18 protein-coding genes are annotated in these 19,767 nt (G+C 61.3%); 12 read left to right on the top strand and 6 right to left on the bottom strand.

All coding sequences use genetic code 11. The annotated features are described in order from the left end of the window. The first annotated feature begins 66 nt into the window (after window positions 1-66). From cysM to NH234_RS22345, 5 genes are all read left to right on the top strand, one after another. On the top strand, window positions 67-969 hold the full coding sequence (gene cysM / locus NH234_RS22365; RefSeq protein WP_085730423.1) for a cysteine synthase CysM: 903 nt from the start codon (window positions 67-69) through the stop codon (window positions 967-969). Beyond that, window positions 969-2,321 (top strand): 23S rRNA (uracil(1939)-C(5))-methyltransferase RlmD, encoded by a 1,353-nt coding sequence (rlmD, locus tag NH234_RS22360; RefSeq protein WP_367254338.1) that lies wholly within the window; start codon window positions 969-971, stop codon window positions 2,319-2,321. Before cysM ends, rlmD begins: the two co-directional genes overlap by 1 nt. A 124-nt stretch (window positions 2,322-2,445) precedes the next feature. After that, window positions 2,446-4,689: a GTP diphosphokinase gene (gene relA, locus NH234_RS22355; protein WP_085730425.1), complete on the top strand. Its 2,244-nt coding sequence runs from the start codon at window positions 2,446-2,448 to the stop codon at window positions 4,687-4,689. Beyond that, window positions 4,686-5,528: a nucleoside triphosphate pyrophosphohydrolase gene (mazG, locus tag NH234_RS22350; protein ID WP_085730426.1), complete on the top strand. Its 843-nt coding sequence runs from the start codon at window positions 4,686-4,688 to the stop codon at window positions 5,526-5,528. Before relA ends, mazG begins: the two co-directional genes overlap by 4 nt. A 26-nt stretch (window positions 5,529-5,554) precedes the next feature. Beyond that, the gene (locus NH234_RS22345; protein ID WP_011335479.1) at window positions 5,555-6,097 is read left to right on the top strand and encodes a DUF2058 domain-containing protein; all 543 of its coding nucleotides are present in this window, start codon (window positions 5,555-5,557) and stop codon (window positions 6,095-6,097) included. Window positions 6,098-6,195: 98 nt separating this feature from the next. Here the strand turns inward: NH234_RS22345 and NH234_RS22340 are convergent, their stop codons facing one another. From NH234_RS22340 to NH234_RS22315, 6 genes are all read right to left on the bottom strand, one after another. Continuing rightward, window positions 6,196-6,384 (bottom strand): hypothetical protein, encoded by a 189-nt coding sequence (locus tag NH234_RS22340; protein WP_007957795.1) that lies wholly within the window; start codon window positions 6,382-6,384, stop codon window positions 6,196-6,198. 276 nt (window positions 6,385-6,660) lie between these two features. Then, window positions 6,661-7,881: a beta-ketoacyl-ACP synthase I gene (gene fabB, locus NH234_RS22335; RefSeq protein ID WP_007974551.1), complete on the bottom strand. Its 1,221-nt coding sequence runs from the start codon at window positions 7,879-7,881 to the stop codon at window positions 6,661-6,663. Between the two features lie 11 nt (window positions 7,882-7,892). Further along, the gene (gene fabA, locus NH234_RS22330; RefSeq protein WP_003227150.1) at window positions 7,893-8,408 is read right to left on the bottom strand and encodes a 3-hydroxyacyl-[acyl-carrier-protein] dehydratase FabA; all 516 of its coding nucleotides are present in this window, start codon (window positions 8,406-8,408) and stop codon (window positions 7,893-7,895) included. Between the two features lie 247 nt (window positions 8,409-8,655). Further along, complete coding sequence (locus tag NH234_RS22325) at window positions 8,656-10,557, bottom strand: ATP-binding protein (protein ID WP_367254337.1); 1,902 nt, start codon at window positions 10,555-10,557, stop codon at window positions 8,656-8,658. Next, complete coding sequence (locus NH234_RS22320; RefSeq protein WP_085730428.1) at window positions 10,554-11,486, bottom strand: ABC transporter substrate-binding protein; 933 nt, start codon at window positions 11,484-11,486, stop codon at window positions 10,554-10,556. Before NH234_RS22320 ends, NH234_RS22325 begins: the two co-directional genes overlap by 4 nt. 1 nt (window position 11,487) lies before the next feature. Continuing rightward, window positions 11,488-13,611 (bottom strand): TonB-dependent receptor plug domain-containing protein, encoded by a 2,124-nt coding sequence (locus tag NH234_RS22315; RefSeq protein WP_367254336.1) that lies wholly within the window; start codon window positions 13,609-13,611, stop codon window positions 11,488-11,490. Window positions 13,612-13,807: 196 nt separating this feature from the next. Here NH234_RS22315 and NH234_RS22310 point away from each other — a divergent pair, with 196 nt between their 5' ends. The 7 genes from NH234_RS22310 to NH234_RS22280 all read left to right on the top strand — a co-directional run bounded on the left by NH234_RS22310 (window position 13,808) and on the right by NH234_RS22280 (window position 19,649). Beyond that, window positions 13,808-14,833 (top strand): NAD(P)H-dependent glycerol-3-phosphate dehydrogenase, encoded by a 1,026-nt coding sequence (locus NH234_RS22310; RefSeq protein ID WP_114884804.1) that lies wholly within the window; start codon window positions 13,808-13,810, stop codon window positions 14,831-14,833. 32 nt (window positions 14,834-14,865) lie between these two features. Further along, the gene (locus NH234_RS22305) at window positions 14,866-15,213 is read left to right on the top strand and encodes a DUF4389 domain-containing protein (protein ID WP_102717787.1); all 348 of its coding nucleotides are present in this window, start codon (window positions 14,866-14,868) and stop codon (window positions 15,211-15,213) included. Beyond that, window positions 15,210-15,662, top strand: a complete 453-nt coding sequence (gene sixA, locus NH234_RS22300) for a phosphohistidine phosphatase SixA (RefSeq protein WP_007957806.1) — start codon at window positions 15,210-15,212, stop codon at window positions 15,660-15,662. Before NH234_RS22305 ends, sixA begins: the two co-directional genes overlap by 4 nt. Window positions 15,663-15,744: 82 nt before the next feature. Next, complete coding sequence (locus NH234_RS22295; protein WP_367254335.1) at window positions 15,745-17,400, top strand: AMP-binding protein; 1,656 nt, start codon at window positions 15,745-15,747, stop codon at window positions 17,398-17,400. Window positions 17,401-17,431: 31 nt separating this feature from the next. After that, window positions 17,432-17,875 carry a hotdog fold thioesterase gene (locus NH234_RS22290; protein ID WP_007957810.1) on the top strand — a complete coding sequence of 148 codons (444 nt, stop codon included), beginning with the start codon at window positions 17,432-17,434 and terminating at the stop codon, window positions 17,873-17,875. Window positions 17,876-17,991: 116 nt separating this feature from the next. After that, window positions 17,992-18,798, top strand: coding sequence for an alpha/beta fold hydrolase (locus NH234_RS22285; RefSeq protein WP_367254334.1), 807 nt, complete (start codon window positions 17,992-17,994; stop codon window positions 18,796-18,798). Continuing rightward, the gene (locus NH234_RS22280) at window positions 18,795-19,649 is read left to right on the top strand and encodes an alpha/beta hydrolase (protein ID WP_085730433.1); all 855 of its coding nucleotides are present in this window, start codon (window positions 18,795-18,797) and stop codon (window positions 19,647-19,649) included. The genes NH234_RS22285 and NH234_RS22280 overlap by 4 nt, the downstream gene beginning before the upstream one ends. Window positions 19,650-19,767: the final 118 nt, after the last annotated feature.

Genomic DNA, 19,767 nt, shown 5'->3' with positions numbered 1-19,767 from the left:
TGATATGGGCCGCGCAGGTTTGCCGGTATGATAGGCCCCCCCGCTGTCCGGATTGTGAAAAACGCCATGACCTTGCAGTACCCAACCATCGCCGATTGCGTCGGCAACACGCCGCTGGTGCGTTTGCAGCGCCTGCCCGGTGTCACCAGCAACACCCTATTGCTCAAGCTCGAAGGGAACAACCCTGCGGGTTCGGTGAAGGATCGTCCGGCGCTGTCGATGATCACCCGTGCCGAGTTGCGCGGGCAGATCCACGCCGGCGATACGCTGATCGAAGCGACCTCGGGCAACACCGGGATCGCCCTGGCGATGGCTGCCGCGATCAAGGGTTACAAGATGATCCTGATCATGCCGGACAACTCCAGCGCCGAGCGTAAAGCGGCGATGACTGCCTATGGCGCGGAGCTGATTCTGGTCAGCCAGGAAGAGGGCATGGAAGGCGCTCGCGATCTCGCCCAGAGGATGGAAGCCGAAGGCCGTGGCAAGGTGCTGGATCAGTTCGCCAACGGCGACAACCCTGAAGCGCACTACACCACCACCGGTCCGGAAATCTGGCGTCAGACCCAGGGCTCCATCACCCATTTCGTCAGCTCCATGGGCACCACCGGCACCATCATGGGTGTGTCGCGTTACCTCAAGGAGCAGAACGACAACGTGCAGATCATCGGCCTGCAACCGATGGAAGGCTCGGCTATTCCTGGCATCCGCCGCTGGCCGCAGGAATACCTGCCAAAGATTTATCAGGCCGACCGCGTCGACCGCATCGTCGACATGGCACAAAGCGAAGCCGAAGACGTCACCCGCCGTCTGGCCCGCGAAGAAGGCATATTCTGCGGCGTGTCCTCGGGCGGTGCGGTGGCAGCGATGCTGCGCCTGTCCAAAGAAGTTGAAAACGCGGTGATCGTTGCGATCATCTGTGACCGTGGCGACCGATACCTGTCGACCGGCATTTTCGACGCGCCCAACTGATGGCCAAGCACGAGAGAGGCCTGCGCTTCCAGCCCACCGGCGGCAGCAAGGCCCCGCAACTCCCGACCGGCAAAAAGCAGCGCTTGAAGATCGAGCGCCTGGCCAATGACGGTCGCGGTATCGCGTTTTTTGAAGGCAAGACCTGGTTCGTCCTCGGCGCCCTTGCCGGTGAAGAGGTCGAGGCGCGGGTGCTTGGCGCCCACGGCAAAGTGGTCGAGGCGCGCACCGAGCGTGTGTTCACCGCCAGCGAATTACGCCGCCCCGCAGCTTGTCAGCACGCCGGTCGCTGCGGCGGTTGCAGCGTCCAGCATTTGCCCCACGACGAACAGCTTGCCCTGAAACAGCGCATGCTTGCCGAGCAGCTGTCACGAGTTGCCGGTGTCGAGCCTGAAGAGTGGGCTGCACCGTTGACCGGCCCGGAGTTCGGCTACCGTCGCCGTGCCCGGATTGCCGTGCGCTGGGACAGCAAGGCCAAAACGCTCGAAGTCGGTTTCCGCGCTGCTGGCAGCCAGGACATTGTGGCAATCAGCGAATGCCCGGTGCTGGTACAGCCCTTGCAACCGATCATGACCCGTTTGCCGGAGATGCTCCGTCGCCTGAGCAAACCTCAGGCGCTGGGTCATGTGGAATTATTCAGTGGCTCGTCCCTGGCCGTTCTGCTGCGTCACATGGCGCCGCTGTCCGAGGCCGACCTGATGATCCTCACGGATTTTTGCGCATTCCATCAGGCGCAGTTGTGGCTGCACGGCGAAGACGGGCCGCAACCGGTCGATACTACGCAGTCGCTGGGCTATCGCCTGGAACAGTGGGGTCTGGAGCTGGCCTGGCGGCCGGGGGATTTCATTCAGGTCAATGCCAGGGTCAACGAGGCCATGGTCGCCCAGGCGCTGGACTGGTTGAAACCGACCGCCGATGAGCGCGTGCTCGACCTGTTCTGTGGTCTCGGCAACTTTGCCTTGCCGCTGGCCAAAACCGTGCGCGAAGTGGTGGCGGTCGAAGGCGTGCAGACCATGGTCGATCGCGCCGCCGCCAACGCTGCCAGTAACAATTTGCATAACACAAAGTTTTTTCAGGCCGATTTATCCCAGCCTTTGACCGATGCCGAATGGATCGGAAACGGCTTTTCTGCGGTACTCTTGGACCCACCGCGTGACGGTGCTTTCGAGGTAGTGCGCAAGCTCGCGACCCTGGGTGCCGAGCGGTTGGTGTATGTGTCGTGCAACCCTGCAACTCTGGCGCGCGATACGGTCGAATTGATCAAGCAGGGCTACCGGTTAAAACGTGCCGGGATTCTCGATATGTTTCCTCAGACGGCACATGTCGAGGCCATGGCGTTATTTGAAGCGAGCTAGGATGGCTCGTCTGATCCGACTGATCGGTCCGTGCAGCACTCGTCTTAGCCCCGCGAGTGCGGACGGGCAATCAAGGTCAGTGATTTGACGCATTGAGTCTGCGTCGTAGGGAAGGTAAAGCAAGATGGTACAGGTGAGAGCACACCAGCCGATCAACACCGACGGCAGTATCAATCTCGAGGCTTGGCTCGATCATGCGGTCAGTGTCGATCTGGCACTGGATCGCGAAGCCTTGAAGGAGGCCTGTGAGTACGCTCGACAGGCCGAGCAACAGTCCAACGCGGCGAAGAATCTCTGGTCCGAAGGCAGCGGCAGCTTCAGCACCGGCCTCGAGATCGCGGAGATTCTCGCCGACCTCAAGCTCGATCAGGATTCGCTGGTCGCGGCGGTGCTTTACCGTGGCGTGCGCGAAGGCCAGATCGAACTGTCAGCGGTCAGCCAGCGCTTCGGCCCGGTGGTCGCCAAACTGATTGATGGCGTGCAGCGCATGGCCGCGATCAGCGCCAGCCTCAGCCCGCGCCAGTCGATGGTGATGGGTACCCAGGGCCAGGTGGAAAACCTGCGCAAGATGCTGGTGGCGATGGTCGACGACGTACGCGTCGCGCTGATCAAACTCGCCGAACGTACCTGTGCGATCCGCGCGGTGAAAACCGCCGACGACGAAAAGCGCAACCGGGTTGCGCGGGAAGTCTTCGACATCTATGCACCGCTCGCCCACCGACTCGGCATTGGCCATATCAAGTGGGAATTGGAGGACTTGTCCTTCCGTTACCTGGAACCCGACCAATACAAACAGATTGCCAAGTTGCTGCACGAGCGGCGGCTCGACCGTGAGCGTTTCATCGCTGACGTGATGACCCAGCTCAAGGACGAATTGCAGGCCACCGGCGTCGACGCCGACATCAGCGGCCGGGCCAAACATATCTATTCGATCTGGCGCAAAATGCAGCGCAAGGGTCTGGAGTTCAGCCAGATCTACGACGTTCGTGCGGTGCGGGTGCTGGTGCCGGAAATGCGCGACTGCTACACCGCGCTCGGCATTGTCCACACCCTGTGGCGGCACATCCCGAAAGAGTTCGACGACTACATCGCCAACCCGAAAGAGAACGGCTACCGCTCGCTGCACACGGCGGTGATCGGGCCGGAAGGCAAGGTGCTGGAAGTCCAGATTCGTACGCATTCGATGCACGAAGAAGCCGAGCTCGGCGTCTGCGCGCACTGGCGCTACAAGGGCACCGACGTCAAATCCGGCTCCAATCACTACGAAGAGAAAATCTCCTGGCTGCGTCAGGTGCTCGAGTGGCACGAAGAGCTGGGCGACATCGGTGGCCTCGCTGAACAGCTGCGGGTCGATATCGAACCGGACCGGGTCTACATCTTCACCCCGGACGGTCACGCCATCGACTTGCCGAAGGGCGCGACGCCGCTGGACTTCGCCTACCGGGTGCACACCGAAATCGGTCACAACTGCCGTGGTGCGAAGATCAACGGGCGTATCGTACCGCTCAACTACAGCCTGCAGACCGGCGAGCAGGTCGAGATCATCACCAGCAAGCACGGCACGCCGAGCCGTGACTGGCTGAACTCGAACCTCGGTTACGTCACCACATCGCGGGCGCGGGCGAAGATCGTTCACTGGTTCAAGCTGCAGGCTCGCGACCAGAACGTCGCGGCGGGCAAGACCCTGATCGAGCGTGAACTCACTCGCCTCGGTCTGCCGGCGGTGGATTTCGACAAGCTGGCCGACAAGGCCAACATGAAAACCGCCGAAGACATGTTCGCCGCCCTCGGGGCCGGCGACCTGCGTCTGGCGCAACTGGTCAACCTGGCGCAGCAACTGGTCGAGCCGGAGCGCGGCAACGAACAGCTGGAGCTGATTCCACGCAAGGCCACTGGCTACAAGCCGGGCAAGCGCGGCGACATCCAGATCCAGGGCGTCGGCAACCTGATGACCCAGATGGCCGGCTGCTGCCAACCGTTGCCGGGCGATGCGATCGTCGGTTACATCACCCAGGGCCGTGGCGTGAGCATTCACCGTCAGGACTGTGCCTCGGTACTGCAACTGGCCGGGCGCGAGCCGGAGCGGATCATCCAGGTCAGCTGGGGCCCGGTGCCGGTGCTCACCTACCCGGTGGACATCGTCATCCGCGCCTACGACCGTTCCGGTCTGCTGCGTGACGTCTCGCAGGTGCTGCTCAACGAGCGGATCAACGTGCTGGCGGTCAACACCCGCTCGAACAAGGAGGACAACACCGCACTGATGTCCCTGACCATCGAGATCCCGGGACTGGACGCACTGGGCCGGTTGCTGGGGCGGATTTCCCAATTGCCGAACATCATCGAGACGCGGCGTAACCGGACTCCATGAAACCGACCTATAGCCTTGAAGACCTGTTGCACCTGATGAACCGTCTGCGGGATCCGCAGTACGGTTGCCCGTGGGACATCAAGCAGACTTACGCGACCATCGTCCCGCACACCCTTGAAGAGGCCTACGAAGTCGCTGACGCCATCGAGCGCGGCGACTTCGACCACTTGCAGGGCGAGTTGGGCGATCTGCTGTTTCAGGTGGTGTATTACAGCCAGCTGGCGCGGGAAGAGGGGCGGTTCGAATTTGCCGGCGTGGTCGACAGCATTACCCGCAAGCTGATTCGTCGTCATCCGCATGTATTCCCCACCGGCGATCTGTATGCGCCGCTGGACGTGCCGCGCCTGAACGAAGAGCAGGTCAAGCAGCGCTGGGAGGAGATCAAGGCCGAAGAGCGTGCCGAGAAATCCGCCGAGCCGCAGCAACTGTCGCTGCTCGACGATGTTCCCGCCGCATTGCCGGCACTGTCCCGCTCGGCCAAGTTGCAGAAGCGCGCAGGGCAGGTCGGTTTCGATTGGCCGGATGCGTTGCCGGTGCTGGACAAGGTCCGTGAAGAGCTTGATGAAGTGCTCGAAGCCATGTCTGAGAATGACCCGCAAGCGGTGGCCGACGAGATCGGTGACCTGCTGTTTTCCGTGGTCAATCTGGCCCGGCATCTGAAGGTCGATCCGGAAACCGCATTGCGTGGCGCCAACGCCAAGTTCGAGCGACGTTTCCGTTTTATCGAACAGGCATTGCGCGACACCCACCGACCCATGGAAGATTGCACCCTCGAAGAGTTGGACGCCCTGTGGGGCGAAGCCAAACGTCAGGAAAAGAATTTGCCCAGCTGCGGCTGAGCCGTTGCCCAAGTGAGTAAGCATCAATGAGCCTTTCCCTTCGCGATCAGTTGCTCAAGGCAGGACTGGTCAACCAAAAGCAGGCCAAACAGGTCAGCAAAGACAAACAGAAACAGCAGCGTCTGGCCCACAAAGGCCAGATCGAACTGGACGACTCCCAGCAGCGTGCTGCCCAGGAAGCCATGGCCGAGAAGGTCAAGCGCGACCAGGAGCTGAACCGTCAGCAGCAGGAGAAGGCTGAAGCCAAGGCTCGTGCGGCGCAGGTCAAGCAGTTGATCGAAGTCTCGCGTCTGCCGAAGCTGACCACCGAGGACTACTACAACTTCGTCGACGACAAGAAGGTCAAGCGCATTTCCGTCAACACGCTGATGCGCAACAAGCTCAGCAGCGGTTCGCTGGCGATCGTGCACCATGCCGGCGGCTACGAAGTGATTCCTCGTGAGGCGGCCCTGAAGATTCAGGAGCGCGATCCACAGCGCATCGTGCAGCTCAACGAGAAGGTCGAAGAGGTCAATGCCGAGGACGATCCGTACGCGGCCTATGTGATCCCGGATGATCTGATGTGGTAAGCGGGTTTCACCGGGCTGCGAAGCGCCCTTGAAGCACCCAACAACGACAAACCCCGCTCATCGCGGGGTTTGTCGTTTTCAATGCTGTGGTTTTTGATTCAGGCGGATTTCAGATCCCGCTGGCGTTCTTGCAGTTCCAGTTCGGCCTTGTAGTTGTGGGCGTCGATCTCGTTGTGGAACATGCCGACCAGCAAGTCTTGTTGATGCACATCCCAGATCCGTACGCCGGCGGCTACGCCTTCATGGGACATGTGTGAATCGTCGCGTTCAGTTACTTTTACAGTCATCTGCTAGCTCCAATCTCTGTTATCTGCAGCAAGGCGTGTGCAGGCCTCTTTTATAGAATTTGTTAGCCTGCTAAGTAAACGCCTGATTTGTGCAATCTATTCTTGCGAAATCTGCAACAGCGCTGGAGCCCGCATAAACCGCGACATTCAGTCGCAGGACGGTAAGTTGCATGACAAACGTTTCATCTTGGCGCCGCTGAAAATGCCTTTCTCCAGGCGAAAAAAAACGCCCCGAACCAGTCGGGGCGTTTTCGTGTGCGGCTCAGCGCAAGGGAATTACTTGCCTTCCCAGCGCTTCAGGACGAGGGTGGCATTGGTGCCACCGAAGCCGAAGCTGTTGCTCATCACGGTGTTGATGGTGGCGTTCTCGCGGGTCTTGGTCAGCACCGGCAGATCGGCCACTTCTGGGTCCAGTTCGTCGATGTTGGCGGAACCGGCGATGAAGTTGCCTTCCATCATCAGCATGCAGTAAATCGCTTCGTGCACGCCGGCGGCGCCCAGGGAGTGACCCGACAGGCTCTTGGTGGAGCTGATGGCCGGGGCCTTGTCGCCGAACACTTCACGCACACCTTTCATTTCTGCGACGTCGCCGACCGGAGTCGAAGTACCGTGGGTGTTCAGGTAGTCGATCGGGGTATCGACGGTGGACAGCGCCTGCTGCATGCAGCGGATGGCGCCTTCGCCGCTTGGAGCCACCATGTCGTAGCCGTCGGACGTCGCGCCGTAGCCAACGATTTCCGCGTAGATCTTCGCGCCACGGGCCAGAGCGTGTTCCAGCTCCTCGACCACGACCATGCCGCCACCACCGGCGATGACGAAACCGTCACGGTCGGCATCGTAGGCACGGGAGGCTTTTTCCGGGGTGTCGTTGCGCTTGCTGGACAGGGCGCCCATTGCGTCGAACAGGAACGACTGGCTCCAGTGCTCCTCTTCACCGCCACCGGCGAACACGATGTCCTGCTTGCCCATCTGGATCTGTTCCATGGCGGTACCGATGCAGTGAGCACTGGTGGCGCAGGCAGACGCGATGGAGTAGTTCAGGCCCTTGATCTTGAACGGAGTGGCCAGGCACGCCGAAACGGTGCTGCTCATGGTCCGCGTTACGCGGTATGGGCCGACGCGCTTGACGCCTTTCTCGCGCAGGATGTCCAGCGCTTCCATCTGGTTCAGGGTCGAAGCGCCGCCGGAACCTGCGATCAGGCCGGTACGCGGGTTGGATACCTGCTCTTCGGTCAGACCGGAATCGGTGATGGCGTCTTTCATGGCCAGGTAGGCGTAAGCCGCTGCGTGGCCGACGAAGCGATAGATCTTGCGATCGATCAGTTCTTCAAGGTTGAGGTCGATGGAGCCGGAAACCTGGCTACGCAGACCCATTTCGGCGTATTCCGGGTTGAACCGGATGCCAGGGCGGCTTGCACGCAGGTTAGCGGAGACGGTCTCTTTGTCATTGCCCAGGCACGAAACAATGCCCAGACCAGTGATAACGACGCGGCGCATGCGAATAACCCTTAGAAGTTGTCAGTGGAGGTGAACACGCCGACGCGAAGGCCTTCGGCGGTGTAGATTTCGCGACCGTCGACAGTCACCGAACCGTCGGCGATGGCCAGGTTCAGCTTGCCTTTGAGGACGCGCTTGATATGAATGTTGTAGGTGACTTTCTTGGCGGTCGGCAGGACCTGTCCGAAGAACTTCACTTCGCCCGAACCCAGCGCACGGCCGCGGCCCGGCAGGCCTTGCCAGCCCAGGAAGAAACCGACCAGTTGCCACATGGCGTCCAGACCCAGGCAGCCCGGCATCACCGGATCACCCTCGAAGTGGCAAGCGAAGAACCACAGGTCAGGGTTGATATCCAGCTCGGCGACCAATTCACCTTTGCCGTACTTGCCGCCTTCTTCGCTGATCAGGGTGATGCGATCCACCATCAGCATGTTCGGGGCGGGCAGTTGCGCGTTACCTGGGCCGAACAGCTCACCGCGACTGCAGCGCAGCAGGTCTTCCCGAGTAAAGGCGTTTTGTTTGGTCATGCGAGCTCCTCAATAATCCCATGCGGCAGGTGGGGCAAATCTTCCCGACCGATCGACGCGTTCATGCCTCGAACCGGCAGCCTACTCATAGACTATTGCGTTGTGGTGAAAGTCACAGCACCAAGGACATGAATGTACACTTGTGCACTGAAATTTTTATTCAAGCCCCTTTTGAGGCTCGTTCGGGTGCCTAAGACTGCCGCACTTTCGCTTTTCACGCCAGTCGCAGATGCTCGAAAGGGCCTCCCTACTGCACCCAGCGCTGCAGAATCTGCTGCAGGTCATTACGTTTGAACGGCTTGGCCAGGTAATCATTCATCCCCGCCGACAGGCAGTTTTCCCGGTCGCCCTGCAACGCGTTGGCCGTCAGGGCGATGATCGGAACATGGCCGCAGCCGGGCAGGCGGCGGATCTGTCGGGTCGCTTCGTAACCATCGATGATCGGCAAACGGCAATCCATCAGGATCGCTTCGTAACGACTGCCACCGGCACTGCGAACAGCCTGCATGCCATCGGTGGCGACGCTGACAGTGAAGCCCAGGCTGCGCAGCATGGCTTCGATCACCGTCTGGTTAACCGGGTTGTCCTCCACCAGCAGGACATTGCGGCCTTCGCCGTGTGCATTGCCATCGATTGCCCGCGGCGCTGCCAGCATCGGCAATGCCTGCTTATATAGAGCCAGCGGAATTTCCAGGGTAAACACCGAGCCGCGACCTTCTTCGCTTTGCGCGCGCAAGGTGCCGCCCATGCGTTCGGCCAGCGTGCGGGCAATCGGCAAGCCCAGACCGGTCCCGCCATAACGACGCGAAATCGAGCTGTCGGCCTGCTGGAACGCGTTGAACATCAATTCCAGGCTTTCGGAAGAAATCCCGATGCCGCTGTCGCGCACCGAGCAGGTGAACCACAGCAATTCGTGATCCAGCGATTGCCACTGCGCCTCGATGCTGACGCGCCCCTGTTCGGTGAACTTCAGTGCATTGCCCACCAGATTGACCAGAATCTGCCGGATCCGCGTCGGATCGCCCTGTACCTGCAAGCCGCGCAAGTCTTCAGGAATCCGCAGTTGCAACTCCAGGCCACGTTGCGCCGCGCTGTGCTGGAACGACTGCGCACACGCGCCGATCAAGTCGGCGAGGTTGAACGGGATGTGCTCCAGTTCCAGTTCCGAACGCTCGATGCGCGAGAAATCCAGAATGTCGTTGATCACCTTGAGCAAATGCTCGGTGGACTCGGAAGCCAGCGCCGCGTACTCGACCTGCTCCTCGGTCATGTCGGTGGTTTCCAGCAATTGCAGCATGCCCAGGACACCATTCATCGGAGTGCGCAGTTCATGGCTCATCATGGCCAGGAAGTCCGACTTGGCGTTGTTGGCCTTTTCCGCCTCTTCGCGTGTCTGGATCAGTTGCGCCATGGCCTGGTGCTGTTCGCGACTGGCCTGTTCCAGTGCCTGGGCAAGGTTGTTGATGTGCTGCGACAAAGCCCCCAGCTCGGTGTCATCGACAATCGGCAATGGAGTCTTGTAGTCACCGTCCTGAATCGCCTTGACCGCATCGCCAATATCGCGGATCGGCTGCGACAGGCTGCCGGCCAGGCGCCGCGCCAGAACGAAGGTGAAGAGCAGGGCGAACAGCGCCAGGATCCCGGCCTTGAGCAGGATCTCCTGTTGGCGCTGACTGAATGCATCGTTGGACAGACCGACGATCACCCGCCCCAGATAATCCTCGCTGGCACCGCCGTTATTGGTCTTGCCGTCCTGAAAGAAATCATTGTGCAAGGCAATCCGTTGCAGCCGCACCGGTGACTGGAACACTTCGACCTGATGCGGGCGCTTATGGATGTCCGACGGTTGTTCCACATACGCCAGAATCCGGTTGGCGCTGTCCTGGATTTCCAGGAACCGCACATTCGGCGTGGCCAGTGTGGCTTTCAGCAGGCTTTCCAACACCTCGTTGTTGCCGGAAATCACACCGTACTCGGTAGCTGGCGCGAGCTGGTTGGCGATCAGTTGGCCGGTGTGATTCAGCTCCTGACGCAAATCCTGGATGCGCACGAAGGTGAAAAAACTGATCAGCAGCAAGGTCAGCAACAGCGCAGGGCCCAGGCTGATCAACTGGGTGCGGGTATTGATGTCCCAACGGCGGAAAATCATGGGCGGCGCTCTCCTTGGGCCAACTCTTCGGCAACAGACGCTTCGTTCATCGGTTCTATTCCTAATGAACGAGCCACCTGCGCATTGCTTGATACTTTAAAGCGCTCGGGATAGAGCTCTCTCGGCCAGGTGGTCGGTGGTCGGTCGAGCAATTCGTCGAGCACCGCCAGCCAATCGCTCTGGTCGCTGTAAGTGCTGGCGAGGCTGCCGGCGCGCACGAACGAAACGTTCGGACCGATCAGCGCCAGTTGTCGCGAATAGCTGCTGAGCAGCAGGTTTTTCGCGGTTTTCGGGTTGTACAGGTCGGGGTCGTCAAGGCCCAGCAGCACATCGCTGTTTTTCAGCACGGTCTGCAAGGGGCGGCTGTCATGGGTGTTATCCCAGCGCTGCGGGACGATTTGCAGATTCAGCGGCCGGGCGGCCGATTGCAGCTCCTTGAGCAGGAACTCGCTGTGCTGATCGAACAGCACGCCGACTCGCTGAGCCTGAGGCAGGATCCGCCGGATCAACTGCAACTGGCGACTCAGCGGCGGATCGCTCCACAGCAGACTCAAGTGGGGCGGTTGGGCGGTGCCGAAGCGCTGTCGGGCCTGCAAGCGGCTGATGCGCAGGACCAGCGTCGCCGGCCCCTGGGATTCCTGCATGCGCCAGTCGAGGCTCGGCAGGTCCAGAAGAATCAGGCGCAGGCTGGACGGCAACTTGCCCGGCGCCGGCAGGCTCGCCAGTGGCTGGAAATGTACGCGGTCGGTGGGGCGCAGCTCGCTCAGGGCCTGCACGAACGATTGCACGCCGGGGCTTTCCTCGGCGCCAGTCAGCAGAATATCGGCCGCCTGCACCGCCACGCCGTGCAGCCAGGCTGTCAGGAACAGGCACAACCCGACCAGCCATTGGCCGGCGGTTGGCATCTTCCGTGACAGGGCGTAGCGCATCCTAGAACTCCAGTTCGGCGCTGAAATACATCACTCGGCGTTCGTCGTAATTGTTGTCGACGAACGTGGTCGGCTCATTGTCCAGACGCTGTTGCAGCACCCCGGCCAGTTGCAGTTGAGCCTTGCCCAGCGGGATGCGTTTGGCGATGCGCGTGTCGACCCGCTCGAAGCGATAGCCGTTGAGTGCGTTGTCACCGTAATAGAAGAGGGCGCTGTTCCAGCCCTGACCCCAGTCGCGCAGCCAGCCGGCCGAGCCGCTGTTGCGCGCGGTGAACTTCTGGTCCAGCGGGTTGCTCGCCTCGGCATCGACGTAGGCGTAAGTCAGGCGCAGCCGATCGGCCGCACTCAGGCGCCAGTCCAGCTGGGTTTCGGTGCCGCGAAAGCGCGAGTCGTTGGCGTTGCTGGCGATGTACTGATTGTTGCGCAGCGGCTCGCTGATCATCCCGGTGATTTCGTCATAGAACAGCTTCACGTCGAGCGCCAGGCCCCACTCGGGGAAAAAGCCGTTGTAGCCGAGTTCCCGCGAGCGCATGTGCTCCTGGTCCAGATCGCCGGGGCCCCGGGTCTTGACGAAGTAACGGGCCGAAGACTGGCCATAGGCGGAGGGGCGCAGGTTGGTCACCTGATAACTCCAGTTGACGTTGTTCTCGAACATGTCCGGCGAGCGAATCGCTTCCGAGTACACCGCGCGCAGGCTGTGGCGCGGGCTGATCAGGTAATTGACGGCAAACCTGGGCGTCAGCGAACTGCCGATCAGTTGAGTGTTTTCAAACATGGCGCCGCCCTGCAACAACCAGTGTTCGCTGGCGCGCCATTCCAGTTGGCCAAAGGCGCGCCACGTGGTGTCGTCCAGCGTTCCGTTGAAATAGGTCTCAGAATCGGCCCGGTCGTAACGATAGTTCAGGCCGCTGACCAGACGCAGACTGTCGGACAGGCTGAGGGTGTCCTGCAATTCCAGGTCATAGCGCGATTCCCGGGCACTCTGGTCGATATCGCCGCACAGGGTCCGGCTGGCGCCATTGCGCCATTGATCGAGCACCTGATTGGCCAGGGCCATTTCCGTTGGCGTGCCGGGCGCAGCACCGGGTCCGGTGTAGCGGGTGATGTTGCGCGCCAGTTGTTCGGTGTAGTTCGGATTGAGTTGCCACAGCTCTGTGAGTTGCGGACTGAAGGACACTTCAGCATCGCAGGCGCGCCAGGTCTGCTGGCGATCCCAGTGTTGCGCCGAGCCTTGTACATAAAGGCTGTGATCGGGGTTGATGTCCAGGTTCCAGCGCACCGAGCCGGCGTAATCCTTGGCGATCACGTCGGAATTGTTCCCGGCAGCGGTAATCCCGGAGAACACCGGACGGTAGGTGTAAGGTCGCTGGTTGGTTCCGTCTTTGGCGTTGAGCTGCCAGTCCACGCTCTGGTTATCGCTGAGGGCCTGGCTCACGGCAAGGCTGAAGCGGTTCAAGCGTCGGCTGTCGCGGTAATCGGCGCCGGTGCGGTCGCTGTCAAAGCCGTCATCTTCCTGGCCGGACAGCGACAGGCGCAGGTCTCCGCCATTCCAACCCGTTCCCTGGCTGGCATAGAAGTCGTTGATGCCCCGTTGGCCACGGGTGATTTTCAGCCGTGTGCCGTGGCTGTCGGCCGGGTTGCGGGTGATGATGTTGACCACCGCCATCAGCGCGTTGGCGCCGTAACTGACGGTGTTCGGGCCGCGAAAAACTTCGATGCGTTCGATGTCTTCCATGGCCACCGGGATGTCGCTCCAGTCCACCGTGGCCAGGCCGGCGCGGTACACCGAGCGGCCATCGATCAGCACTTGCATGCGCCGCGCTTCGGTGGCGTTGGTGCCGTGATAGTTCACCACCGCCTGATTGCCGCTGATGTTGCCGACCATCATGCCGGGCACCAGGCGCAGCAGTTCGCTGATGTCCCGGGCACCGCTGGCGTTGATCAGTTCGCTGTCGATCACGGTCATGCTGCCGGGGACTTCCGCCGGCGACTGTTTCAGGCGCGTGGCCGTGAGGATCTGGGGCAAGGCCTCGCTGTCGAGAAACAGGTCGTCCGCCAGCAACATCGGGCTGAACAGCAGCGCCAGCAGCAGGGACGAACGCGGGGAGGGAGTGCCAGAAAACACGACGCGGCCTTGATAGCAAAGAATTGGCGCGCATGTTAACCGAGGACAGTGACTTTTCCAGTCACGTTGCGGGCATTTTCCTCGGTTTTATTGGTCTTCTTCCTACAAGTGCGGGTAATTGACGCCGGGGCTGTCCGAGAAGGGGCCGCTCCGTATAATGCCCGCATCGCCACTGGTATGGATTAACGGATTACATATGACTGAACAGCGCCCGATTGCGGTCCTGGGAGGCGGAAGTTTCGGTACCGCCGTGGCCAATCTGTTGGCCGAGAACGGCCATCAAGTCCGGCAGTGGATGCGTGACCCCGAACAGGCCGAGGCCATCCGGGTCAATCGCGAGAACCCGCGTTATCTCAAGGGCATCAAGATTCTGCCGGGCGTGACGGCCGTCACCGACCTGCAGGAAACCCTCGATGCCTGCGAGTTGTGCTTCGTCGCGTTGCCATCGAGCGCACTGCGCACGGTATTGGCGGCGCATGCCGAGCGTCTGAGCGGCAAGATGCTGGTCAGCCTGACCAAGGGCATCGAAGCCCACACCTTCAAACTGATGAGCCAGATCCTCGAAGAAATCGCCCCGCAGGCGCGCATCGGCGTGCTGTCCGGGCCGAACCTGGCGCGGGAAATCGCCGAGCACGCGCTGACCGCCACGGTGGTCGCCAGTGAGGACGAAGAACTGTGCAAAGAAGTGCAGGCCGCGCTGCATGGTCGCACTTTCCGTGTCTATGCCAGTGCCGACCGCTTCGGCGTGGAGCTGGGCGGTGCACTGAAAAACGTCTACGCGATCATCGCCGGCATGGCTGTGGCGCTGGAGATGGGCGAGAACACCAAGAGCATGCTGATCACTCGCGCCCTGGCCGAGATGACCCGGTTTGCGGTGAATCAGGGCGCCAACCCGATGACCTTCCTCGGTCTGGCCGGGGTCGGCGACCTGATCGTCACTTGCTCGTCGCCGAAGAGCCGCAACTATCAGGTCGGTTTTGCACTCGGTCAGGGTTTGAGCCTCGATGAAGCAGTCTCGCGTCTTGGTGAAGTGGCCGAAGGGGTCAATACCCTGAAAGTGCTCAAGGCCAAGGCCCAGGAGGTTGGCGTGTACATGCCGCTGGTCGCCGGGCTGCACGCGATCCTGTTCGAAGGGCGCACGCTGGAACAGGTGATCGGCCTGTTGATGCGCGCCGAGCCGAAGACTGACGTCGACTTCATTTCCACCAGTGGTTTCAACTGATTGCCTTTTATTTCAGGGCAGGGGAGCTAGACATGAACGATCCGAAAACCGAAGCCAAGTACGAATCCATCCTGCTGCGGGTGTTGTGGATGATCGTCTACATCCTGGTCTGGCAGGTGGCGCAGTTCATCCTCGGCGCGGTGGTACTGGTGCAACTGATCTATCGTTTGATCTATGGCGCCCCGAGCGCCAGCCTGATGAATTTCGGCGACAGCCTGAGCCAGTTCCTGGCCCAGATCGGCCGGTTCGGCAGTTTCCACAGCGACCAGAAACCCTGGCCGTTCGCCGACTGGCCGGCGCCGCGTACCCCGGAAGGTGAAGCGCCACACGTCGTCGCGCCGGCACCGCATCCGGCCCGGGATGAGGAACCCAAGCTATGAAACTCTGGGTATTGCGTCACGGCGAGGCCGAGCCCTATGGCTCGCGCCCCGATTCCGAGCGGGAGCTGACCGCTCATGGCCGCAAGGAAGTGCTCAGCAGCGCGGCCCGCTTGATGGGCCAGCCACTGACGGCGATCTACGCCAGCCCATACCTGCGGGCACAGCAGACTGCGCAACTGGTGCGCGAGGCGCTGGGGTTCGAACCGGAGATCCGCACAGTCGAATGGTTGACCCCGGAAGTCGATCCGGACCGCGTCGCCGAACAACTGGTGTCGGTGAGCAATGTGCTGCTGGTCAGTCACAATCCGCTGGTGGGAAATCTGCTCAGCTACCTGCAACACGGTGCCGGCTATCCGCCGGAAAAAGTCAGCACCGCCGGGCTTGCCGAGCTTGAGCACAGCGAGTTGCTGATCGGCTCGATGACGCTCAACAGCCTCAAGCATCCGTGAAATTTTTTGTATGAAATAGTCAACCAAGCACTTGCTTGGTTGGCTACGCTTGCTCCAACCCTAAAAGAAAGGAGCGAGTCGCATGTCTGCTGCTTTTCGATTACCGCTGGACGTGTTCTACGAACGCGAGGCCCGGCACCCGCGCCAACGCTTTCTGGTGCAACCCGTCGGCGGTGGGCAGGTCGAGACGCTGACCTGGGCCGACGTCGGCCATCAGGCCCGCTGCGCCGCGCACTGGCTGCGCTCCCGGGAGTTGCCCCAGGGCAGCCACATCGCGCTGATCTCGAAAAACTGCGCCCACTGGATCATCGTCGACCTGGCGATCTGGATGGCCGGCCATGTTTCGGTGCCGCTCTATCCCAATCTCACAGCCGACTCGGTCAATCAGGTCCTCACTCATTCGGAAAGCGTGCTGGCGTTCATCGGCAAACTGGATGACTGGCCGGGGATGTCGGTCGGGGTGCCGGCGGATCTGCCAACCATCAGCCTGCCACTGCACCCACCGGGCGAGTTCGATTTCAACTGGGGCGACCTGCAACGTTATTCACCGATCCAGGACGACCCGCGACCTGCCGCCGAGCAACTGGCGACCATCATTTACACTTCCGGCACCACTGGCCTGCCCAAAGGCGTGATGCACAGTTTTGCCAACCTCGGATTCGCAACGACTCGCGGCACGCAATTGTTCGGCCTCAATGAAAACGATCGGCTGCTGTCCTATCTGCCGCTGTGTCATGTGGCCGAACGGATGTTCGTCGAGCTGGCGTCGATCTATACCGGGCAAACCGTTTTCTTTGCCGAGAGTCTCGATACTTTTCTCGACGATCTGAGACGGGCGCGGCCGACGGCGATGTTTGGCGTGCCGAGGATCTGGACCAAATTCCAGATGGGCGTCTACAGCAAGATCCCGGCGAAACGCCTGGATTTTCTCCTCGGTCTGCCCTTTATAGGCAAACGGATCGGCCACAAGGTGCTGGCCGGGTTAGGGCTGGATGCCCTGCGCGTGGCGCTGTCCGGTGCGGCGCCGGTGCCGCTGACCTTGTTGCGCTGGTATCAGAAACTCGGGCTCGACGTGCTGGAGGTCTACGGCATGACCGAGAGTTGCGGCTATTCGCACATCTGCCTGCCGGGGCAATACAAGGAGGGCTGGATCGGCCGGCCGTGTCCTGACGTCGAGGTGCGAATCGACGAGTCCGGCGAAGTGCAGGTGCGTAGCCAGGCCAACATGCTGGGCTATTTCAAGGAACCGCAGAAAACCGCCGAGACCCTGACCGTCGACGGCTTCCTGCGCACCGGCGACAAGGGCGAACAGGACGCCGAGGGTCGCTTGCGCCTGACCGGGCGACTCAAGGAAATCTTCAAGACCAGTAAAGGCAAGTACGTCGCTCCGGCACCGATTGAAAACCGCCTCGCCGTGCATACCCGGATCGAGCAGGTCTGCGTGGTCGGCGATGGTCTGAGCGCACCGCTGGGCCTGTGTGTGATCTCGGCAGCCGGGCATGAAGACGCACGACCGCAACTGCATTCGAGCCTGGAAAAGCTGCTGGAGGAGGTCAACGCGGTCCTCGACAAGCACGAACGGCTGCGCCGTCTGGTGGTGGTCAAGGACAGTTGGGCGGTGGAGAACGGCTTCCTGACGCCGACCCTGAAGATCAAGCGCAACGTCATCGAAGACACCTACGGCGCGCGCTTCGAAGAATGGAGCGAGCGCAGCGAGGCGGTGCTGTGGCAGGATTGAGCGACGATCAAAACAACAAAGGAAGCCTGCGATGACCTTGTGGCGCACCACCCCCAACATCGAGCAGTTGAACGCCATCCAGAAAAACACCATCGGCGAAGTGCTGGATATCCGTTTCGAGTCCTTCGACGAAGAGTCTCTGACCGCCAGCATGGTGATCGACCACCGCACCCACCAGCCTTACGGCCTGTTGCACGGCGGCGCCTCGGTGGTGCTGGCCGAGACCGTCGGCTCGATGGCCAGCTATCTGTGCATTGATGCCAGCAAGTTTTATTGCGTGGGTCTGGAGATCAACGCCAACCATCTGCGCGGCCTGCGCAGCGGACGGGTGACGGCGGTGGCCAAACCGATCCACATCGGCCGCACGACCCACGTCTGGGACATCCGCCTGACCAGCGATGAAGGCAAGGCCAGTTGCGTGTCGCGGCTGACCATGGCCGTGGTGCCGCTGGGCGAGCAACCGCCGGCGCGCTGACCGATCCGTCATAGCCCTGACCGGACTGTCATCATTCCTGGCAGTTACGGTCATTGCTGTGAAGCGCGGTCTTACGGACAATCAACGCCACGTTTACCGCCCATGGATTTACCCGTATGTCGCAACCGATCTTCTTCGCCCACGCCAACGGTTTCCCTTCCGGCACCTACGGCAAGCTGTTCTCGGCGCTGGCGCCCGAGTTCCGGGTGACGCATCTGGAGCAGCATGCCCACGATCCGCGTTTCCCGGCGGGTGACAACTGGTACCACCTGGTGGACGAGCTGATCCATCACCTGCAACAGCAGGACGAGCCGGTATGGGGCGTTGGCCATTCCTTCGGCGGAATGCTGCACCTGCACGCTGCGCTACGTTGCCCAGAACTGTATCGCGGGGTGGTGATGCTCGATTCTCCGGTGCTGACGCGCACCGACCGATGGGTGATCCGTGCCGCCAAGCGTTTTGGCTTCATCGATAAGCTCACCCCGGCCGGTCGCACCTTGGGACGACGAGAAGAATTCGCCGACCTCGACAGTGCCCGCAGCTACTTTGCCGGCAAGACGCTGTTCCGAAGCTTCGATCCTGAGTGCTTCGACGCCTACCTGCAACACGGCTTGCACAAGGTCGGCGACAAGCTGCGCCTGCGCTTCGATCCGGCCACCGAGATCAGCATCTATCGCGGTGTGCCGCACACCAGCCCCGGACGAGCCCGACAGCTTCAGGTGCCTCTGGCGGTGGTGCGCGGGCACAAGAGTCGCGTGGTGATGAACCATCACACCCGGTTCGTCGGGCGTCTGCCTCAGGGCGAGTCGCTGACCGTGCCTGGCGGTCACATGTTTCCCCTTGAGCGGCCGCAGGATACTGCGCAGCTGCTGAAGAACCTGTTCTCTCGCTGGGAAAATCGCCAGCACAAGGATTGCGCATGAGCCCGTCGGTCGAAGAAGTGCGCCTGAGCCTGCCGCATATCGAACTGGCAGCGCACATTTTCGGCCCGGAAGACGGGTTGCCGGTGATTGCCCTGCATGGCTGGCTGGATAATGCCAACAGCTTCGCTCGCCTGGCGCCGAAGCTTAAAGGCTTGCGCATTGTTGCGCTGGACATGGCCGGTCATGGTCATTCGGGGCATCGCCCGGTCGGCGCAGGTTACGCGCTGTGGGACTACGCCCATGACGTGCTGCAAGTCGCCGAACAACTGGGCTGGCAGCGCTTCGGTCTGCTCGGGCATTCGCTGGGGGCAATTGTTTCGCTGGTGCTGGCGGGGTCGTTGCCGGAGCGCATCACCCATCTGGCATTGATCGACGGGGTGATTCCTCCTACAGATAAAGGCGAAAACGCCGCCGAACGCATGGGCATGGCCCTTCAGGCACAGCTTGATTTGCGTGAAAAACGCAAACCGGTCTACGCCTCCCTCGACCGGGCCATCGAAGTGCGCATGAAAGGCCTGGTGGCGGTCAGTCGTGAGGCCGCCGAACTGCTGGCGCAACGCGGCCTGATGCCGGTGCCCGGCGGTTACACCTGGCGCACCGACAACCGTCTCACCCTGCCATCGCCACTGCGTCTGACTCAGGAGCAGGCGATGGCTTTCATCCAGCGCATTGCCTGTCCTGCACAATTGGTGGTGGCGGCCGATGGCATGCTGGCCAAACATCCCGAGCTGCTGGAGCGTCTACCCTTTAGCCGGGAACAGCTGCCGGGCGGGCACCATCTGCATCTGAATGACGAGTCGGGTGCGGTTCTTGTCGCAGACTGTTTCAATCGGTTCTTCGCCATTCCTTGACTTGCCCCGGGCAACTGTCGAGGCTGGGCGGGTTGAAATGGGAGACAACCACAATGGATTTCTACACCGCTGCGAACCCGAATAGCCAGAAAGGCGCCCCGGCCATGCCGATCCGATG

The sequence above is a fragment of the Pseudomonas sp. stari2 genome, assembly GCF_040760005.1.
Taxonomy (GTDB): domain Bacteria; phylum Pseudomonadota; class Gammaproteobacteria; order Pseudomonadales; family Pseudomonadaceae; genus Aquipseudomonas.
This window is presented reverse-complemented; position numbering and strand designations above follow the sequence as displayed.

What these genes read in the sequence shown, in the direction of transcription:
- NH234_RS22305 (WP_102717787.1), top strand. Translation starts at nt 14,866, where the DNA reads ATGAACGATCCGAAAACCGAAGCCAAGTACGAATCCATCCTGCTGCGG.
- NH234_RS22325 (WP_367254337.1), bottom strand. Translation starts at nt 10,557, where the DNA reads ATGATTTTCCGCCGTTGGGACATCAATACCCGCACCCAGTTGATCAGC.
- fabA (WP_003227150.1), bottom strand. Translation starts at nt 8,408, where the DNA reads ATGACCAAACAAAACGCCTTTACTCGGGAAGACCTGCTGCGCTGCAGT.
- sixA (WP_007957806.1), top strand. Translation starts at nt 15,210, where the DNA reads ATGAAACTCTGGGTATTGCGTCACGGCGAGGCCGAGCCCTATGGCTCG.
- NH234_RS22295 (WP_367254335.1), top strand. Translation starts at nt 15,745, where the DNA reads ATGTCTGCTGCTTTTCGATTACCGCTGGACGTGTTCTACGAACGCGAG.
- NH234_RS22285 (WP_367254334.1), top strand. Translation starts at nt 17,992, where the DNA reads ATGTCGCAACCGATCTTCTTCGCCCACGCCAACGGTTTCCCTTCCGGC.
- mazG (WP_085730426.1), top strand. Translation starts at nt 4,686, where the DNA reads ATGAAACCGACCTATAGCCTTGAAGACCTGTTGCACCTGATGAACCGT.
- rlmD (WP_367254338.1), top strand. Translation starts at nt 969, where the DNA reads ATGGCCAAGCACGAGAGAGGCCTGCGCTTCCAGCCCACCGGCGGCAGC.
- NH234_RS22310 (WP_114884804.1), top strand. Translation starts at nt 13,808, where the DNA reads ATGACTGAACAGCGCCCGATTGCGGTCCTGGGAGGCGGAAGTTTCGGT.
- NH234_RS22290 (WP_007957810.1), top strand. Translation starts at nt 17,432, where the DNA reads ATGACCTTGTGGCGCACCACCCCCAACATCGAGCAGTTGAACGCCATC.
- cysM (WP_085730423.1), top strand. Translation starts at nt 67, where the DNA reads ATGACCTTGCAGTACCCAACCATCGCCGATTGCGTCGGCAACACGCCG.
- NH234_RS22280 (WP_085730433.1), top strand. Translation starts at nt 18,795, where the DNA reads ATGAGCCCGTCGGTCGAAGAAGTGCGCCTGAGCCTGCCGCATATCGAA.
- relA (WP_085730425.1), top strand. Translation starts at nt 2,446, where the DNA reads ATGGTACAGGTGAGAGCACACCAGCCGATCAACACCGACGGCAGTATC.
- NH234_RS22345 (WP_011335479.1), top strand. Translation starts at nt 5,555, where the DNA reads ATGAGCCTTTCCCTTCGCGATCAGTTGCTCAAGGCAGGACTGGTCAAC.
- NH234_RS22340 (WP_007957795.1), bottom strand. Translation starts at nt 6,384, where the DNA reads ATGACTGTAAAAGTAACTGAACGCGACGATTCACACATGTCCCATGAA.
- NH234_RS22320 (WP_085730428.1), bottom strand. Translation starts at nt 11,486, where the DNA reads ATGCGCTACGCCCTGTCACGGAAGATGCCAACCGCCGGCCAATGGCTG.
- fabB (WP_007974551.1), bottom strand. Translation starts at nt 7,881, where the DNA reads ATGCGCCGCGTCGTTATCACTGGTCTGGGCATTGTTTCGTGCCTGGGC.